Below are 16888 nucleotides of genomic sequence, written 5' to 3'. Positions count from 1 at the left end.
AATGGTCCCCACGTCCGGCCGAGCCGAGCCGACGGTGTTTCACTCATCACGGCGGACACCATGGATCGGTCAGATGGGGACAGCGGTCTCAACCCGGCACATCTCCCAGTCACCGAGCAGTTGCTCATGGTCCTTTCGAGCGTCGTCTATTTCCGCTTCTTGTTGCCGGGCTTCAGCCGTTTCGTTTTCCTTCGCGCGGATGGCGGCACTGGGCGACCCATCACGTCTAGGGGCAGGAGTCCGATGGCCCGCCGGAGCGTGTCGAGTGCAGGATTCATCGACCCGGACGCGGCGAGAGCGCGGGGTAACCATGCCATCTACACAAGCTCTATAGGACGCGTTCTGCGTCACCGCTCGGATGAGACCATGCGGTCCGGGTCGTAGGTGAGGGGCTTCGCTTACCTCAGGAGTGAGACATCGATGATTGTCATAGCCGGGAGCGGGACTGCGACAGACTCCGCCGCAATCAGGCGCTTGTAAGGGGTCAACCACACGACACAGTCCGCGTCTGCCCGCACGACAACGTGAATGAACGCCGAATCGGCGAACCAGAAATGAGGCCTCACCGCACCCGGTAGCCCGGCCACATCTGCTTCCTCGAAGTATGCGGTGGACTCATCGAAAACGATGAACCCCAGTTCGTAGCCCGGTTGCGTCGCCCTGTAGGCTGCGGATTTCCGAGCGTGCTTCAATACGGTGCCCGTGAAGTGGTCGATGTATGCCCGGTAGTTGTGGTCCTGGTGCATCGGCAGCCCGCTGCTCACCGTCGTGATCACTTTGAAGTCAGGTGGAAGGTTGAGCCCCGCGATCGCGAGCTCTCTAAGCGCCTCGGCCTCGCGCGACCTTGTCTTATCCTGTCCGCCCGGACGCGGATGATCGTCAACGACCATTGCTTCGAGTAGGAGAGCCTCGGCGGGGTCCTCGAAGTCAGGGCGCTCTCGCTGAACTAGTGTTCCGTTTCGAACAGAGGCCAGGAACCGACGAGCGAGGTTGCTCTCTGCAGGGTAGAAGCACACATCGAGATCGTCGATTTCCGAGGCGTGTTCAATAATGTCCTGCTCGTCCTTGTAGGCGCGCTTCACGCTTCCTCCCTTCCCTGCAAAATGGCCTTCACTCAAGCCAGGCTGGGCCGGCAACCGACAAGTCCAGGGCATGCGGGGCGAGTGAGCGGGCTAGATTGGACTTTCACTTCGGCGGGGGCGCGGTGGCGCCAAACACGTCTCATTGGTGATCACCGTGAGGCTGGTTGAGGCTCGACTCAAGACGACGTACAGCTCGTGCGCGTTGTACCCGTGGATGTCGGCGACGACGGCGTGGTCGAACTCCAGACCTTTGATGAGCAGAGGTCGCCCGACAATTCGCGACTCGGGTCGTCTTCCAGCGCGGCTGACACGCGTCCTGATGCTGACCACCGCATCAAGTACGGAAAGGCCTTCAGTTGCTTCGCAGAGACGAAGAGCGTCAAGAACACCGAACCAGGCTTCGCGGCGGTAGAGACGAAAGCTCGGCATCTGGCTGAGCGCCAGCAGCGCGGTACGAACCTTTGAAGCAGACGCGTCGTCAACCAACGCGTTGACTGAGCAGACGGCCTCATCCATTTCTGAGGTCGTGGGCGCGCCATTCAGGAGCTCACCGCCGCGCAGGCGGTTCCGCTGCCGCATCGGAAAGGACTCGGTGAGCCCGAACGCACAATCGATCGCGAACTGGACGGTGCCAGCTGCGATCTCGCCAGCGTCATTCGCGTCGATGATGGTCGCGAAGGCGCGAAGATGTTTGCCCTCGATCTCCTCGATCATCGTGTAGGCGCCGCCGAGCTTTCGAGCAAGGAGCGCGGCGTCACTCGGCCACTTGGCAATGGCCACTGTGGTTTCTGGATGGCGTGGTGCAGCGTGGTAGGTCGCGAGCCCGTCCAAGGGGGCAGCAAGCGTGATCGGCGCTCCATCGAGGTCGATGCCGTCGCCCGCAAGAAGCGAGGTGCGAGCCTCAAGGAGCCAGTCTCCCAGATCAGGGTTTCGACCTTGCCAACGCCACGGATGAATCGAAACTTTGCTAGAAGGGAATACCGGGATTACATCTACCTCCCAATCGACCGGCTGCGCATTGTTGAAGAAGAAGAGCCCTTGCATCCGGTCACCGAGAACTGCGGTGGGAATCACGTCCGAGATCGAGGCGATGAGTTCGTGCTGCCATAGTTGGCAGTCCTGGTACTCATCGACGAACATCAGGTCGTAGCTCACCTCCAGCATTCGGGTGATCGCCGTCGATTGGACTGCTGATCGTGCAGCTACGTGGTAGTCGCGGGCTAGTTTCCAGTCGGGTTCGTCCCCGACGATGATGCCCGAGAGCTCAGGCATCTTGGAGATCAGGTCGAAGCCCCAGCTGTCGATCGTTCGGATTGAATACGAGGTCTGGGGGATGCCGAATCTCTTGAAGCGCCTGCGAAGAACGTCGATGCCAGCGTGGGTATGGGTCAGGATTAGTGACCGCTGACCGTTGTGGGAGGCGCTTGCCACGAGTCGGGCGATGAGCTCGGTCTTCCCCGTTCCCGCGGGCAGCTCTACGGAGCATGGCAGCGCAGCGAGGATGCGCGAGACATCGTCGTCAGGATTCATCGCGGTAGACGAACTTGAGGAAGTTCTCCAGACCTGCGCGCAGCCCCTCTTCCGGAAGAGACTTCCGATGCTGCCAGACAATCTCACCGAGCTCCATGCCGTGGTCCTCTCGCTTGAACCACTTCTTGGCCTTCGCGGTCGCGGCAAGCGCCGACCTGTATTCGTCGTCACTTGCGAACGCAGACCATCCTTTGACGTCGTCCTGCGGAAGGTCGGTTGCCAAGCGTGAACCGAGGGCGCCTGCAACAGATTCAATGCCCCTGTCCTCGATCACGACGTCGAGGATCGCAGCGATGCCGGCGTCTGAGATCGCTGTGAAGATCGCGTCCTCGAGCGCGTGGGGCCGGTCCCACTGGACCACTTCGACGCCGGCATCTGCGGCTGCCGTCACCCTATCGGCGTTCGTGTCGACATCTGCGTCCAACATCAACATCGTTCGGTAGCCAAGATCAGCGAATGCTCGCGCGCGATCCGGAGCTTGCGAGTCTCCTCCGCCATTGGCTATCGAGGTTCCTGTCGACACCGAGATTGACTTGCCTTTGGCAGCTCGCACCTTGTCGCGGGACTTTATGATCGCTCGGAGGAAACCAACTTCGGTGGCGCCTTCTCCGACGACAACCTTGCGAGCAAGCAGGGATGACGGTGCCGACCGAACGAGACCTTGGACGGTCTCGACGTGATCGGGCGCGAGGTCTTCAGGCACGGCACTGACCGTCGTGACACCTTCGACCGATCGAACGACGAAAAGCTGCCTCCACGACAGCGACTCGACGACCAAGGGCGAGTGGGTAGTGAAGATCACCTGCGTGGTCCCAGACTCGGTCTGTTCGCAGAGATGGCGCAGCAGGTTCGACAAGCGGTGTGGGTCCAGTCCCGACTCCACCTCGTCGATGGAGACCATGGAGCGAGTTGACAACGCGTTCTCTTGGATCGTGAGGCTCAAGAGCCGCCTAGATCCGAGACCGTATTGGGAGAGCGGGATATCGCCTTCGTGCAGCATCAGAGAAGAACTCCCGGCACCGAATGCAGGGTCAAGCCCCGGTCGCAGGTCTGAGAATTTCGCGGCGCCGAGCAGGAGGGATTGGTTCTGAGCAAGAGTTGCCGCGTCGTGCAGTGCAGTTCCGGTGAGCGCGCGCACGGCGTCGCGTGCTTGACGCTGCGCTTCCACGAGAGCATGGGCTGCGCCTGACTTCGACTGAGTCAGCGTGGTCAGCGCGGATCCACGACCCCACCGCAGATTCTGCCCGGAGTTCTCCCCGATTCTGAAGTGCCCGAGCTGCCCGCGCTCGGACGCAGTCATTCGTTCGCCGACCTCTTCTCCCGGGCGGACCACTTCCCACACGGGTTCAAGATCAGCTGCGACGGTGAGGCGCACGATTAGGCACTCTTCGACCGAGTCCTCATCTAAGGGGTCATGGGTCAGGGTGTTATCGGAGCGGATGCCGCTGCGATTCTTGCCATGCGCACGCTCGTCGACCAGAGTGTCTGGCAGGTCAACGATCACGGCCTCGATGACCATGGGCTCGGTCGTGACTGCGTTGTAGAAGTCCGCGTCAGTGAAGACGAGATTGTACCGAGGAGTAAGGACAAATCCGAGGGCATCGAGGATCGTTGTCTTCGTGCTGTCTCCCGGGCCGACCAAGGCGATGAATGGCGCACTGAGATCGAGATTCGCTTGCCGTATGCCGCGAAAGTTCTGTATTCGCAACGTCCTCATGCGCATAAAAGTGATCCCTCATGTGACCGCCGCGGCTCAGCGCGTACAGGGCTGAAAGGTCGGCCCTAACGTGTCGTGTCAACTGTAAAGGCACGTAGTCGTGAGCTCACGACGGCCCGGGGTGTGTTGCTCCGCGGATTAACCTAGAACCAGGGCAGAGGCCTCGAAGAGGTCCAGCCGAAGCCGTGTCGGCCCTGTCAAATGGAGCGTGCGGTTCGCCACACAGCGGAGGCACCGATTCGATCCAGCACAAACGCTGTGACCAACGCTAACGGAATCGTGCAAAAACGAAGGAGCCCTCAGCCCTGGACGGCTGTCCCCTGATCACCAGCTGCTTGATCATGACAACATTGTCGTCCCGCTTGAGTTGCGGCTTGAACGTGACAGTGAAAGCGTCGCGGCTCATGGCTTCGAAGAACTTGACGGCAGCTCTCATCCACAGCTCCTCGCTCTCACGCATATCGGAGTGTTTTTCGACGTCTTTGGTCTCGAGGAGGAAGTTCGAGGAGAGCTTCCCAGCCTTCCCTTTGAGCACGTACATGAAGTCCGGGCTAGTGCTCCCTCCAAAGTACAGCGGAATCTTGATCGACCTCCGCGGAGTCTTCCCGTGGACAACGACTTCGTCGAGATTGGAGTCCCGAGTACAAAATCAGGTGATGCCCCGATATTGTCGTGTAGGCGCGAAGTGCGCTCGTCGCCGCCAGCGTCCAGAAACGCGATGTCTCGCGGACGTGACCTCCGGCAGCAAGACCGTGATCGAACGGCCCGGCGTGATGAAGCTGCTCGAGCGCGCGGAGGGCGGCGACACCGTAGTCTCCTGACGCATCGACCGACTCGACTGCTCCCTCATCGCCGTCCTCAACACCATCGAGCTCCTAGGCGGCCGCGGGATCACGCGCGATCACCCTCGGCTGGGATCGCCCCTGCGACGTCGACGGGCCGGCCGATGCCCCACATGCTCGCCACCCTGGCCGAGTTCGTGCGCGAGCGCATCGACGAACGTGTCAACGCCGGCATCGCCGCCACACACGAATCGGGCACTCGGTTCCCGGGTCCGCCGGTGAACCCCGACATCCTCGCGGAAAAACTCGCAATCGGTGCCGACGCCCGTGGCCGCGGCCGCGGCCGCACAGCCTCGAGAGCCGCTGCGCTCGTCGGATGGAGCGGCGTGACGCTCTACCAGCACTAGCGAGCCACAGCGGTACATGAGTCGAGCTGAAACTTGAGGTGTCGCCGACGTCACGGCCGAGTACAGCGAGGGGACGGCTCGTCGCCCCAAGCGAACTCGACTTCAGCTCTCAAACAACATCACCGGCTCCACTAGGCGACGTCCAAACCGTTAGTAGATTGGACGGCATTCCGCCATGATTCATCTATGACTCGTGAAGCCGCATTGACCGCCACGCTGCCTGACATGAGGGCTAACGCTGCCGAATTCGCGAACAACTGGGCTGGCGAACGTCGAGAACGCGCCGAGAAAGACACATTTTGGAACGAGTTCTTCAGCATCTTTGGCGTGAGCAGGCGCCGTGTGGGAGCAGTGTTCGAGTATGTCGCGCGCCGCTACAGCACCGGCAACCATGGCTTCGTCGACCTCCTGTGGCCGCGCCACATCGGAGTTGAACATAAGTCAGCAGGGGAAGATCTCGCCGCAGCCATGGATCAACTCATTGATTATCTGCCCGCAGTAAGCGATCTGGATCTTCCGCGACTTCTCGTGGTCTGTGATTTCGAGCATTTTGTGGTTCGGGACACCGAAACCGGTACTGAGACGAGCTTCACACTGGCTGAACTGCCGGCCCGTGTTGAGCTGTTTGCGTTCCTCGCCGGGTACACCCGCGCGACGGCATTCGAAGCAGAAGAGGAGGCAAACCTCCGCGCTACTGAGCTGCTCGCCACCATCCACGACGAGCTGCTCACCTTCCGCTACCCAGCCCACGACACCCGCGTGCTCCTCGTTCGACTGCTGTATTGCCTCTTCGCCGACGACACAGGAGTGTGGGCTCACCGTCTGTTCGAGGACTTCATCGACGTGAAGACGTCCGAGGACGGAACCGATCTCGGACTGCGGATCAACGAGTTGTTCGAGCTCCTCAACACCGACGACGACGATCGACTATCGAACCTTGACGCTACGCTCCTTGACTTCCCCTACGTGAATGGCGGCGTGTTCCGCGAACACCTCCGCTCGTGGACCGGAAATAGTGCCATTCGACGCGCACTCCTCGACGCGTGCGGCTTCGAATGGTCACGGATCAGTCCGGTCATCTTCGGCTCGCTCTTCCAGAACGTCATGACGTCACCGGAGCGCCGCTCGCTGGGCGCTCACTTCACGAGCGAGCGAGACATCATGCGTGTCATCCGACCTCTGTTCCTGGACCAGCTCGAGGCCGACCTTGAGCGAGCTCGAACGGCCAACGTCGGCCGATTGAACCGTCTACGCGAGTTTCACGAAAGACTCTCCACACTCTTCTTCCTCGACCCGGCAGCCGGTGTTGGGAACTTCCTACTCCTGACCTTCCGTGAACTCCGGCGGCTCGAGCTCGAGACACTCCTCGCGATGCGCGACGCCGACCCCAAATGGCATCCAACGGCTCAGGTCACGGATATCGAGTCGTTGATCAGAGTCACGCCGGCACAATTCTACGGAATCGAGATAGAGGAGTTCCCGGCACGCATCGGCGAGACCGCGATGCAGCTCGTCGATCACATTGCCAACGTCGCTGTGGGTGCAGCCTTCGGCCGGTACTTCGTAAAGCTTCCCATCGGCGCGACCGCCACTATCGCAGTCGATAATGCGATGACCGTCGACTGGGCCTCCGTGCTGCCGCCTGCGCAGTGCAGTTACATACTCGGGAATCCGCCCTTCGTGGGCATCTCTCTCAGGAGTGCTGAGCAGACCGCTGAGTTGCAGGCTGTCTGGGGGAAGGGCTATCACGGCACCCTCGATTACGTCACGGGCTGGTATCGGAAGGTCCTCGATTACAGCGCGGATTATGCGATCCCGATGGCATTGGTGTCCACCAACTCGATCACTCAGGGTGAGCAAGTAGCCCCGCTCTGGGATCCAATTCTCGCGGCCGGCTACCAGATCGCGTTCGCGCACAAGACGTTCGCGTGGAGATCTGAAGCGCGAGGCCCAGCCCATGTCCACGTCGTCATCATCGGGATTGCAAAAGAGCCTCGAACACGCACACTCTACGAGTACCCCGACATCAATGGTGAGCCGGTCCCACGCGTCGTTTCCAATATCAACCCGTACCTCGTCGAAGTCGAAACCGGACCTGTCCACGGGCGGAGCAAGCCACTCTCCTCGGAGTTGCCCGAGGTCCGCTACGGTAACAAGCCGACCGACGACGGCAACCTCATCATTGAGCCTGGGGATCTCGCTCCTTTCCGCGCGGACCCGGTGGCTGCGAAGTACGTGCGCCAGTACATCGGGGCCCGCGAACTCCTCTACGACGAGGACCGCTGGTGCCTGTGGCTGGTCGATCTTGAACCCGGAGATCTTGGCCGTAGTCCTCTCCTAAAATCGCGCGTCGACGCCGTGAAAACGTTCCGAGATGGAAGCAAAGCGGAAGCTACGCGTAGCTACAACCGACCCACCTTGTTCCGTCAGGTTTCCCAACCCAAGACGCCCTACCTTGGTATTCCGATTCACGTCAGCGTCGAGCGCGAATACTTCCCGTCCGGGTACTACGAGCCGGAGGTGATCGCCTCCAATGCCAACTTCATCGCACCAGACCCAGACGGTATTGCCTTCGCCGTCATTTCGTCTTCGATGTTCATCGCTTGGCAGCGCGTCGTAGGAGGCCGTATCAAGAGCGATCTCAGGTTCAATAAGCTGCTGAGCTGGAACACATTCCCGCTGCCTCCTTTCGCCGGGCAGCAGCGCCTGGACCTCATCGCGGCGGGCCAGGCCATCCTTGCTGCTCGAGCGCTGTATCCCAGTGCATCACTGGCGACGCTATACGAGCGCAACGGCGTCCCGGCCCCCGTGCTTGAAGCTCACCGCGCCCTCGATCGAGTCGTTGACAAGTTGATCGCTGGCCGCGCCCGAACCGCCACAGAGAGCGACCGGCTTCGAGCTCTTTTCACGCGATTCAAAGAGCTGACCACGAGCGCTCAGTTGACTCCCGTTCCAGCACCCAAACGCGCTCGAGGGTCCGCTCCGTCCTGAATCAGCCGGCGGAGGGATGTTCAGGCCGTCTGGCCGCAGGCGATCCAGTTCGATAGGCCTGCTCCGCGATCCACTGGGCGACGGCCGCCGGGTCACTGTCCAGTCCGTAGTTCGAGGCGAGCGTCTCATATCCGCCACGCACATCGAACATCCAGACGGATCACCGCAACGGCGTCCGCCCGGAAGACATCGCCGTCGCCGTCGGCGTTCCTCCAGCGACGGTTCAGGAGTGGCTGGACGCGGGACGTGACTAGTCGCGAGGTCGTCTTGCAATCTAAAGTGTCGCTCCGAACAGAAAGCGACACTTTAGATTGCAAAGCGACACTTTGCGTGGCGCGTTCGCCCTACTGCCCCGGTGCCATGTCCGCGAAGCGCGAGAAGTGGCCGTGGAAGCCGACGGTGATGGTGCGGGTGGGGCCGTTACGGTGCTTGGCGATGATGAGGTCGGCCTCGCCGGCACGCGGGCTGTCCTTTTCGTAGGCGGACTCACGGTGGAGGAGCACGACCATGTCGGCGTCCTGCTCGATCGAGCCCGACTCACGGAGATCGGACAGCGCCGGCATCTTGTCGGCACGCTGCTCAGCACCACGGTTCAGCTGCGACAGCGCGATGACGGGGACCTGGAGCTCCTTCGCCATGAGCTTCAGCGCACGGGAGAACTCCGAGACCTCCTGCTGGCGGCTCTCGACCCGCTTGCCGGACGTCAACAGCTGCAGGTAGTCGATGACGACCATCTTCAGCCCCACACGCTGCTTGAGCCGACGGCACTTCGCCCGGATCTCCACGAGCGTCATGTTCGGGCTGTCATCGATGTAGAGCGGAGCGTCGTTGATGCGACCCCGGACCTGGGCGATCTTCGTCCAGTCCTGCGAGTCGACCGTTCCCTTCCGCATGAGCTGCAGCGGCACCGACGCCTCCGCACTCATCAGACGCATCGCGATCTCGCTGCGACCCATTTCGAGCGAGAAGAAGATCGACGGCTGGTTGTAGTGGACCGAGGCCGCGCGGGCGAAGTCGAGCGCGAGCGTCGACTTACCGATAGCGGGTCGGGCCGCGACGATGATGAGCTGCCCCGGGTGGAGACCGTTCGTCAGTTCGTCGAGCTCACGGAAGCCCGTCGGCACACCCGTCATCGAACCGTCGGTGTGCTTCGCCGCCTCGATCTCGTCGATCGCCGCACTCACCGCGTCGGTCAGCGGGACATAGTCCTCGACCTCCTGGTTGCCGGAGACGGCGTAGATCTCCGCCTGCGCGGAGTTCACGAGCTCCACGGCCTCACCCTCGGCGGCATAGCCCATCTGCACGATGCGGGTGCCTGCCTCGACCAGGCGACGCAACAGTGCGCGCTCAGCGACGATGCGGGCGTAGTAGCCGGCGTTCGCCGCGGTCGGCACCAGGCTCGTGAGCGTGTGCAGGTAGTCGGCACCACCGGCACGCGACAACTCACCCGTCTTGACGAGTTCGTCGGTGACCGTGATGACGTCCGTCGGCTCACCGTGCGAGTACAGCGTCAGCAGCGCGTCGTAGATGACCTCGTGCTTGGGGATGTAGAAGTCCACACCACGGAGGGTCTCGACCACATCGGCGACGGCGTCCTTCGACAGCAGCATGCCACCGAGCGCGCTCTGCTCGGCCAGCAGGTCGTGCGGAGGGACCCGCTCGTTGCTGCGCGGCTCGTCGTACGAGCCGCCGCCTTCTGAGCGGTTGAGGTGAGCGATCGACAAGTGGACATCCCTTCTCGATGTGGACTCGGGTGCTGCGGGTGGTGACGATTCAGGTGTATCAGGGGCGGAGGACATTCGGGCCGCCGCGCGAGCCTCGAGAGCCACGGACGAGGGCTTCGAAGCCTGCTCGCCCGGCTGTTCCGAGACGCCGATGACTCACGATAGGGCCACTCGTCTCCACAACCAACTCTGCCTGTGGATAACTCTGTGGAGAGATCGGGGGAAACGCCGCGTGTCGTGTGCACAAGCTGTGGGAAACCCTGTGGACAGAGAAGTATTTTTGTCGGACAAAGCATCCCTGACCAGGTGTTTCCGATTCCACAGGCTGTGTGTGGAAAGTTCTCTCGATCCTGTGTCGAACGTTGGGGAGAACGGGGGTCACCTGTGTACAACTTGCTTGACTCCGAGGCCGAGAACGGTGTAGCGATCGGCCTTGGGACGCACGTTCCGCCCCCGTTCAGGGCACAGAAAAGCGCGATGGCGGCAGACCTCTCGGTCCACCGCCATCGCGCTTCACGCGACGTGCATGAGGCGCCCCGACCCGAGGGTCAGGACGCCGCACGGCGGTACTACTTGGCCGCGACCACCTGAAGGGTGATCGTGGCGACGATCTCGTCGCGGAGGCTGATGGTGGCCTCGTGCTCGCCGACGTACTTGATCGGGGTGTGGATCTCGATCTTGCGCTTGTCAACCTCGCCCAGCCCGGCTTCCGCCACGGCCTTCGCGATGTCGGCAGGCTTCACGGAACCGAACAGACGGCCTTCGCCACCCGTCTTGACCGTGAGCTTGACCTTGGTGGCCTGGAGGCGAGCCTTCAGGTCCTGGGCCTCTTCGATCGTGGCGTGCTCGCGCGCAGCGCGGGCCGACTTGATCTGCTCGACCTGCTTCTCGCCACCGCGGGTCCACGGAGTCGCGAAACCCTGGGGCACGAGGAAGTTGCGAGCGTAGCCGTTCTTGACGTCGACGACGTCACCAGCGGAGCCGAGGCCGGAGACCTCGTGCGTCAGAATCACTTTCGACATGTGCGGCGCCTCCTAGCGGCCAGAGCCGGCGTAGGGCAGGAGCGCCATCTCGCGTGCGTTCTTGACCGCACGTGCGATGAGTCGCTGCTCCTGAACGTTGACACCGGTGATACGACGAGCACGGATCTTTCCCCGCTCGGAGATGAACTTGCGAAGCGTGGCGACATCCTTGTAATCGATGACACCAACGCGGATCGCCTTCGCGGGAGCGACGTTCTTGCCGCCCTTAGCACCGCGGGCAGGCTTGCGGCGGTCGCCGCTCGACTTTCCAGCCATGGTTGTTCCTTTGCGTGTAATGGAGTGATCGGCTGAGCCGGCAGAACCGGACCGATCGAATCTGTTTAGAAGGGGGTCTCGTCGCTGTAGCTACCCGGAGTGTTCCAGGCATCTGCACCGCCGTTGCCGCCGGAAGCTGCCGGTGCGCTCTGAGCCCAGGGCTCGTTCTGCTGCACCTGCGGAGCTCCGCCGCCGCGCTGTCCACCGCCGCCGCCACCCGAGGGTGCACGGCTGATGGTCGCGGTCGCGTACCGGAGCGAAGGGCCGATCTCGTCGACTTCGAGTTCCATCGAAGTCCGCTTCTCGCCTTCCTTCGTCTCGTAGGAACGCTGCTTGAGACGCCCGGTCGCGATGACACGGCTTCCCTTGGTGAGCGATCCGGCCACGTGCTCGGCGAATTCACGCCAGACGCTCGCGCGCAGGAACAGCGCTTCGCCGTCCTTCCATTCGTTCGCCGCACGATCGAAGTTGCGCGGCGTGGAAGCGATGGTGAAGTTGGCGACAGCCAGGCCGTTCTGCGTGAAACGCAGTTCCGGATCGCTGGTCAGGTTGCCCACCACGGTGATGACGGTCTCGCCGGCCATGAGCCCTAGGCTTCCTTGGTCTCAGCCGCAGCCGGAGCCGCGTCTGCCTTGGGAGCCGCGGCGACAGCGGCAGCGGGCTTGGCGGCAGCCTTGCGGGCGGCCTTCTCTTCGCTGCGCTTCGTCTCGGTGGCGACCTGAGCGATGGCCTCTTCGGCACGCAGCACCTTGGTGCGCATGACGGCCTCGGAGAGCTTCAGCTGACGGTCGAGCTCCTGCGTAGCAGTGCTCGATGCAGTGAAGTCCACGACGGCGTAGATGCCTTCGGTCTTCTTGTTGATCTCGTAAGCGAGACGACGACGGCCCCAGATGTCGACCTTGTCGATGGTTCCACCATCGTTGCGGATGACGTTGAGGAACTTGTCGAGGCTCGGTGCAACCGTGCGCTCGTCAATCTCGGGGTCGAGGATGACCATGAGTTCGTACTGATGCGTCACTAACCCACCTCCTTCGGACTCGAACGGCCACAGACTTTCTGTGGCAGGAGGGTGTAAGCATCGTTGCTACCGGCCGAGAACAGAGCGGACGCGCCCGGGCAACCTTCATAGTGTACCGGACGGGGACTGCGACCGCCACCGCGGGCCTGTCGCGCGGGCCGCGCACGTGGGATGCTGGTCCGGATGAGCACGCCAGCCAGCCGATCCCGAGCCGACCGACTCGTCGGGCTCGACCTCGCCCGCTTCCTCGCCCTCATCGGCATGATGGCCACGCACGTCTGGGCGTACGACATCGCGACCGGCGGCGACACCCCGATCACGCAGGTGCTGTCGGGCAAGGCCGCCGCCCTGTTCGCCGTCCTCGCCGGCATCGGCATCGTGCTCACCAGCCGACGCGACCTCGCCGCCGGCTCCCCCGCCGCCGCGCGGCTCAACCTCTTCGGGCGCGGCTTCACCCTGCTCGTCCTCGGCCTCACCCTCGGCGTCATCCCCGGGGGCATCTACGTGATCATCGCCTACTACGGCGTCACCTTCTGGTTGGCGATCCCGGCCGTCACCTGGCGGCCGCGCACCCTGCTCATCCTCGCCGGGATCTGGGCGATCGTCTGGCCGATCTGTTCCCAGGCGGTCCGCATGCCGCTCGACGGGGTGGACTCACCGGAGATCGGGAGCGCGTCCTGGTTCGATGTCGCGACCGGAGGATTCGCCCGCGGGCTCCTCATCACGGGCGTATACCCGGCGCTCACCTGGATCGTCTACGTCCTCGTCGGGATGGCGATCGGTCGGATGCTCATGGCTGCGCGAGCCGACGGGACGCTCCGCCGCTTCGCCCTGCTACTCGCCGCGATCGGGCTCGGGGTCGCGATCGCAGCCGACCGGATGGCCGCCCTCCTCCTCGGCCCGCTCGGTGGTGTCCAGGGCATCGCACGCGGCATGACTGGCGGCCTCGAGCCCGACCCGACGACGATCACCGCCGTCGAGGACGCCCTCACGGAGGGGATGTACGGCACGAGCCCGACGGACTCGTTCTGGTGGCTCGTCGCCCGCTCACCGCACTCCGGCACCACGCTCGACCTCGTCTTCACGATCGGCATCGCCGCGGTCGTCATCGGCCTCTGCCTGGCCCTCGGCACCGTGTTGAACCGCGGCTGGTCGCGCGTGCTCATGCCCGCGACCGGGGCCGGCGCAGCGCCGCTGACCGTCTACTCGGCGCACGTCTTCATGGCATCGGTCGGCGCGCTAATCGCCGCGATCATCGGGTCGTACCAGGACACCGCCTGGCTGATCTCGAGCCCCCAGCTCTGGGTCCTCCACGTCGCCGGTGCCCTGCTGCTCGGCTGGATCATCGCGCTGACCCGTCGCCGCGGCCCGCTGGAGACGCTCGTGCACGCGTCGGGGCGCGCGCTCACCGTCCTCGCGAACCGCAGCACACCGCTGCCCGCAACGCCGCCGCCGGCCCCGCGTCCGGCGGAACACCCCGACCTCCGATGACCAGCTCGGCGACGCGAAGCGCGCAGCTGGACACCCGGCCACTCACCGAACAGATCGACCGCCGCGCGCTCCGCGACTACCGCAAGCGGCTTCCCGGCGACGTCCGTCCGCCACTCGTCTCGGTGGTCTGGCCGGCCGTGGTGCTCTTCGTGCTGCCGGTCGGATTCCTGTCCGCCTGGTGGTTCGTACTCAAGGACGGCTCGATCCCGGCCGAACCGTGGGACGCCTCAGCGCTGATCCTCCTGCCCTACCTCTCGCTCCCCATCGGGATGGTGTTCCTCCTGGTCCGCACGATCCGGCGGCGGAGCGGGCTCCGGCAGTACCGACTGGACCGCTTCGCGCGGGCGAACGGGCTGAGCTACCGGCCGACCGCCATTCCCGTCGCGCTGCCGAGCCTCATCTTCACCATGGGCGGGGCGAGCGTGGTCCGCGACCTCCTCTGGCGCGACGGGCGGTCACCACTGTCCGTCGGGAACCAGCGCACGATCATCGGCTCGGGACGGAACCGCAAGGAGCACCGATGGGGTTACGTCGCACTCCGGCTCCCGGTGCCGCTCCCCCACATCGTGCTCGACGCGGTCGGCAACAACTCCCTCCGGCACCCTCGGCTCCCCGTCACCTTTGCGAAGGACCAGCGCCTGTCACTCGAAGGGGACTTCGACCGTCACTTCGAGCTGTACTGCCCGCGCGGGTATGAGACCGACGCCCTGTACCTGTTCACGCCCGACATCATGGCCCGGTTCATCGACACCGTGGCCGAGCTCGACGTGGAGATCGTCGACGACTACCTCTTCCTCTACGCGCCGAAGGACCTCTCGACCCTCGATCCCGAGGTGTGGACCTGGCTGATGTCCGTCATCGACATCCTGACCGAGCGCATCGCGCAGTGGGAGCGCTGGCGGGATCGACGGCTGGACCCCACCGACACGGCGGCCATCATCGGCTCGTTCCCGCTGCTCCGTCCGCCTCGTGGTGTGGCCGGTCAGGGGCGGCGCCTGTCCCGGCGGACGGGATGGTGGTGGGTCATCGGACTCGTCCTCGCCGTCTACGGGTGGTACCTCATCGTCGGTGACGCGATCCGCGCGATCACCGGCGGCTGAGCGGGGTCGCCCTCGCCCTCACCGGCTACTTGGCGTCGGCGTAGGAGGTGACGACGGCCGTGGTGACCGGGAACTCGACGGGCGCCGCACCGAAGATGAGGCGCCCGGCCTCGGCCGCTGCTTCGCGCACGAGGGCGACGACGCGCTCGGTCTGCCCCTCCGGGCAGTGGACGACGATCTCGTCGTGGAGGAAGAACACGAGGTGCGCCGATCCGGTGAGCGCGGCATTCGCGCCCCCGATCTCTGCGGCGAGCGCCTGCAGCCGCGTGCGGAGGCCGGCCATCCAACACAACGCCCACTCGGCGGCGGTGCCCTGCACGACGAAGTTGCGGGTGAAGCGCCCCCAGCTGCGTGCCTCCATGCGGGCGCGCTGGGTGGCTGCGGCGTTGGCGCCCTCCATCGAGGCGGCCGACTGGATCTCGCGCCAGGTCTCACCGGGGAGTGGTGAGGTCCGGCCGAGCCGGGTGCTCACCCGTTCGCCGCGTTCACCGGCCCTCGCGGCCGTCTCGACGAACTCGATCGCCCGCGGGAACGCCCTCGTCAGCCGGGGCAGGAGGCGACCGCTCTCCCCCGTCGTCGCTCCGTACATGGCTCCGAGCATGGCGATCTTGGCGTGCGGCCTGGTGTCGACCGCGCCGACGTCGACCATGCCCTGGTAGAGGTCGACCCCGCGGCCCGCATCCGCCATCGCCCGGTCGCCGGACATCGCGGTCAGGATCCGTGGTTCGAGCTGCGCGGCATCGGCGACGACGAACCGCCACCCCTCGTCCGCGAGGACCGCACCACGGACCTGGTGCGGGAGCTGCAGGGCTCCCCCGCCGTCCGAGGCCCATCGGCCGGTGACGACCCCACCGGGAACGTACGTGGGGCGGAACCGACCGTCCTTCACCCAGGTCTCGACCCAGGTCCAGCCGTTGGCCGTGAGCAGGCGCGACAGCTTCTTGTAGCGAAGCAACGGCTCGATGACGGGGTGCTCGATCTCCTGCAACTCCCACTGGCGGGTGGAGGTCGCGTTGATACCGGCCCGCTGGAGGGCCTTGAGCAGTTCGCCGGGCGACTCAGGGCTGAGCTCCCGCACCCCGAGCGCGGCCTTCACCTCTTCGAGGACCTCGACGAGCTTGGCCGGCCGGACGCCTGGCGGCACCTTCGGCCCGAGGGCGTCGGCGAGGATGCGGTCGTGCACCTCCGCGTTCCACGGCAGGCCGGCGAAGGTCATCTCGGACGCGATGAGCGCGCCGGCGGACTCGGCGGCCAGCAGGAGTCCGAGCTGCGAACGCCCCTGCGGCGTCGCCCCGTCGACCGCGGCGCGCTGCAAGGCGAACTCGGCGACAGCGTCGCGCTCGCCACCCGGGAGGTCGAGGTCGAAGAGCGTACCGACCGCCTCCGCGCGCTGGGCGACCCGCGGGTCGAGGACCTCGTCCCAGGGGCCGGGCGGTGCCGTGGCGAGGGCTGAGTCGGCGGTGAACGCGGCATTGCGGAGGATGTTGTGGCGGAGCCGGAGGTCGACGCAGCGCGAGACGCGGACACCCGCGGCGAGGAGCGCCGGGTACCAGAGCGAGGTGTCGTCCCAGACCCAGCGCGGCGGGTTCGGGGTGGCCTCGAGGCGGCGGACGAGCGCGGGGAGTTCGGCGCGCGCGATGGTGGTCGCGGGCGTGGGAGCTGCCTCGCCGGGCGACGCCGGGCGGTCCTCGAGGTGCACGACGCGCACGCGGGCGCCGTCGAGCTGCTGGAGGACGATGTGCACCACC

At 64.6% G+C, this 16888-nt stretch carries 13 protein-coding genes and 1 pseudogene; 4 read left to right on the top strand and 10 right to left on the bottom strand.

Annotation, left to right across the window (positions count from 1 at the left end; translation table 11 throughout):
* Window positions 1–398: 398 nt before the first annotated feature.
* The 4 genes and pseudogenes from ASF68_RS11635 to ASF68_RS11620 all read right to left on the bottom strand — a co-directional run.
* Entirely contained in the window at window positions 399–1082 is a 684-nt protein-coding gene (locus ASF68_RS11635) for a hypothetical protein (protein ID WP_056010364.1), read from the bottom strand.
* 90 nt (window positions 1083–1172) lie between these two features.
* Entirely contained in the window at window positions 1173–2612 is a 1440-nt protein-coding gene (locus ASF68_RS11630) for an AAA family ATPase (protein ID WP_056010362.1), read from the bottom strand.
* Window positions 2602–4335, bottom strand: coding sequence for an ATP-dependent endonuclease (locus tag ASF68_RS11625; protein WP_056010360.1), 1734 nt, complete (start codon window positions 4333–4335; stop codon window positions 2602–2604). Before ASF68_RS11625 ends, ASF68_RS11630 begins: the two co-directional genes overlap by 11 nt.
* A gap of 262 nt (window positions 4336–4597) precedes the next feature.
* Window positions 4598–4948 (bottom strand): annotated as a pseudogene (locus tag ASF68_RS11620) (hypothetical protein); the annotation flags it as partial.
* A 327-nt stretch (window positions 4949–5275) separates the two neighbouring features.
* Between ASF68_RS11620 and ASF68_RS19405 the strand changes: the two are divergent.
* Window positions 5276–5518 carry a hypothetical protein gene (locus ASF68_RS19405; protein WP_369796455.1) on the top strand — a complete coding sequence of 81 codons (243 nt, stop codon included), beginning with the start codon at window positions 5276–5278 and terminating at the stop codon, window positions 5516–5518.
* Between the two features lie 186 nt (window positions 5519–5704).
* The gene (locus tag ASF68_RS11610) at window positions 5705–8509 is read left to right on the top strand and encodes a DNA methyltransferase (protein WP_157580329.1); all 2805 of its coding nucleotides are present in this window, start codon (window positions 5705–5707) and stop codon (window positions 8507–8509) included.
* A 344-nt stretch (window positions 8510–8853) separates the two neighbouring features.
* On the opposite strand, the gene dnaB is transcribed toward ASF68_RS11610, so the two are convergent.
* The 5 genes from dnaB to rpsF all read right to left on the bottom strand — a co-directional run bounded on the left by dnaB (window position 8854) and on the right by rpsF (window position 12528).
* A complete protein-coding gene (dnaB, locus tag ASF68_RS11605) occupies window positions 8854–10227 on the bottom strand; it encodes a replicative DNA helicase (RefSeq protein ID WP_369796480.1) in 1374 nt (457 codons plus the stop codon).
* Window positions 10228–10802: 575 nt separating this feature from the next.
* Window positions 10803–11255, bottom strand: a complete 453-nt coding sequence (rplI, locus tag ASF68_RS11600) for a 50S ribosomal protein L9 (protein ID WP_056010352.1) — start codon at window positions 11253–11255, stop codon at window positions 10803–10805.
* A 12-nt stretch (window positions 11256–11267) separates the two neighbouring features.
* Window positions 11268–11531, bottom strand: coding sequence for a 30S ribosomal protein S18 (gene rpsR, locus ASF68_RS11595; protein WP_056010351.1), 264 nt, complete (start codon window positions 11529–11531; stop codon window positions 11268–11270).
* Between the two features lie 65 nt (window positions 11532–11596).
* Window positions 11597–12115 carry a single-stranded DNA-binding protein gene (locus ASF68_RS11590; RefSeq protein ID WP_056010349.1) on the bottom strand — a complete coding sequence of 173 codons (519 nt, stop codon included), beginning with the start codon at window positions 12113–12115 and terminating at the stop codon, window positions 11597–11599.
* A 5-nt stretch (window positions 12116–12120) separates the two neighbouring features.
* Window positions 12121–12528, bottom strand: a complete 408-nt coding sequence (gene rpsF / locus ASF68_RS11585) for a 30S ribosomal protein S6 (RefSeq protein WP_228506624.1) — start codon at window positions 12526–12528, stop codon at window positions 12121–12123.
* A 204-nt stretch (window positions 12529–12732) separates the two neighbouring features.
* On the opposite strand from rpsF, the gene ASF68_RS11580 reads away from it, so the two are divergent.
* A complete protein-coding gene (locus ASF68_RS11580; RefSeq protein WP_162239358.1) occupies window positions 12733–14040 on the top strand; it encodes a heparan-alpha-glucosaminide N-acetyltransferase domain-containing protein in 1308 nt (435 codons plus the stop codon).
* A complete protein-coding gene (locus ASF68_RS11575) occupies window positions 14037–15140 on the top strand; it encodes a hypothetical protein (protein ID WP_056010343.1) in 1104 nt (367 codons plus the stop codon). Before ASF68_RS11580 ends, ASF68_RS11575 begins: the two co-directional genes overlap by 4 nt.
* A gap of 25 nt (window positions 15141–15165) precedes the next feature.
* Here ASF68_RS11575 and ASF68_RS11570 read toward each other — a convergent pair whose 3' ends face one another.
* On the bottom strand, window positions 15166–16884 hold the full coding sequence (locus tag ASF68_RS11570) for a bifunctional 3'-5' exonuclease/DNA polymerase (RefSeq protein ID WP_056011866.1): 1719 nt from the start codon (window positions 16882–16884) through the stop codon (window positions 15166–15168).
* Window positions 16885–16888 lie beyond the last annotated feature (4 nt).

The organism is Plantibacter sp. Leaf314 (genome assembly GCF_001423185.1).
Taxonomy (GTDB): Bacteria; Actinomycetota; Actinomycetes; order Actinomycetales; family Microbacteriaceae; genus Plantibacter.
Note: the sequence above shows the minus strand (reverse complement) of the source record. Positions and strands in the feature narration are given on the sequence as shown.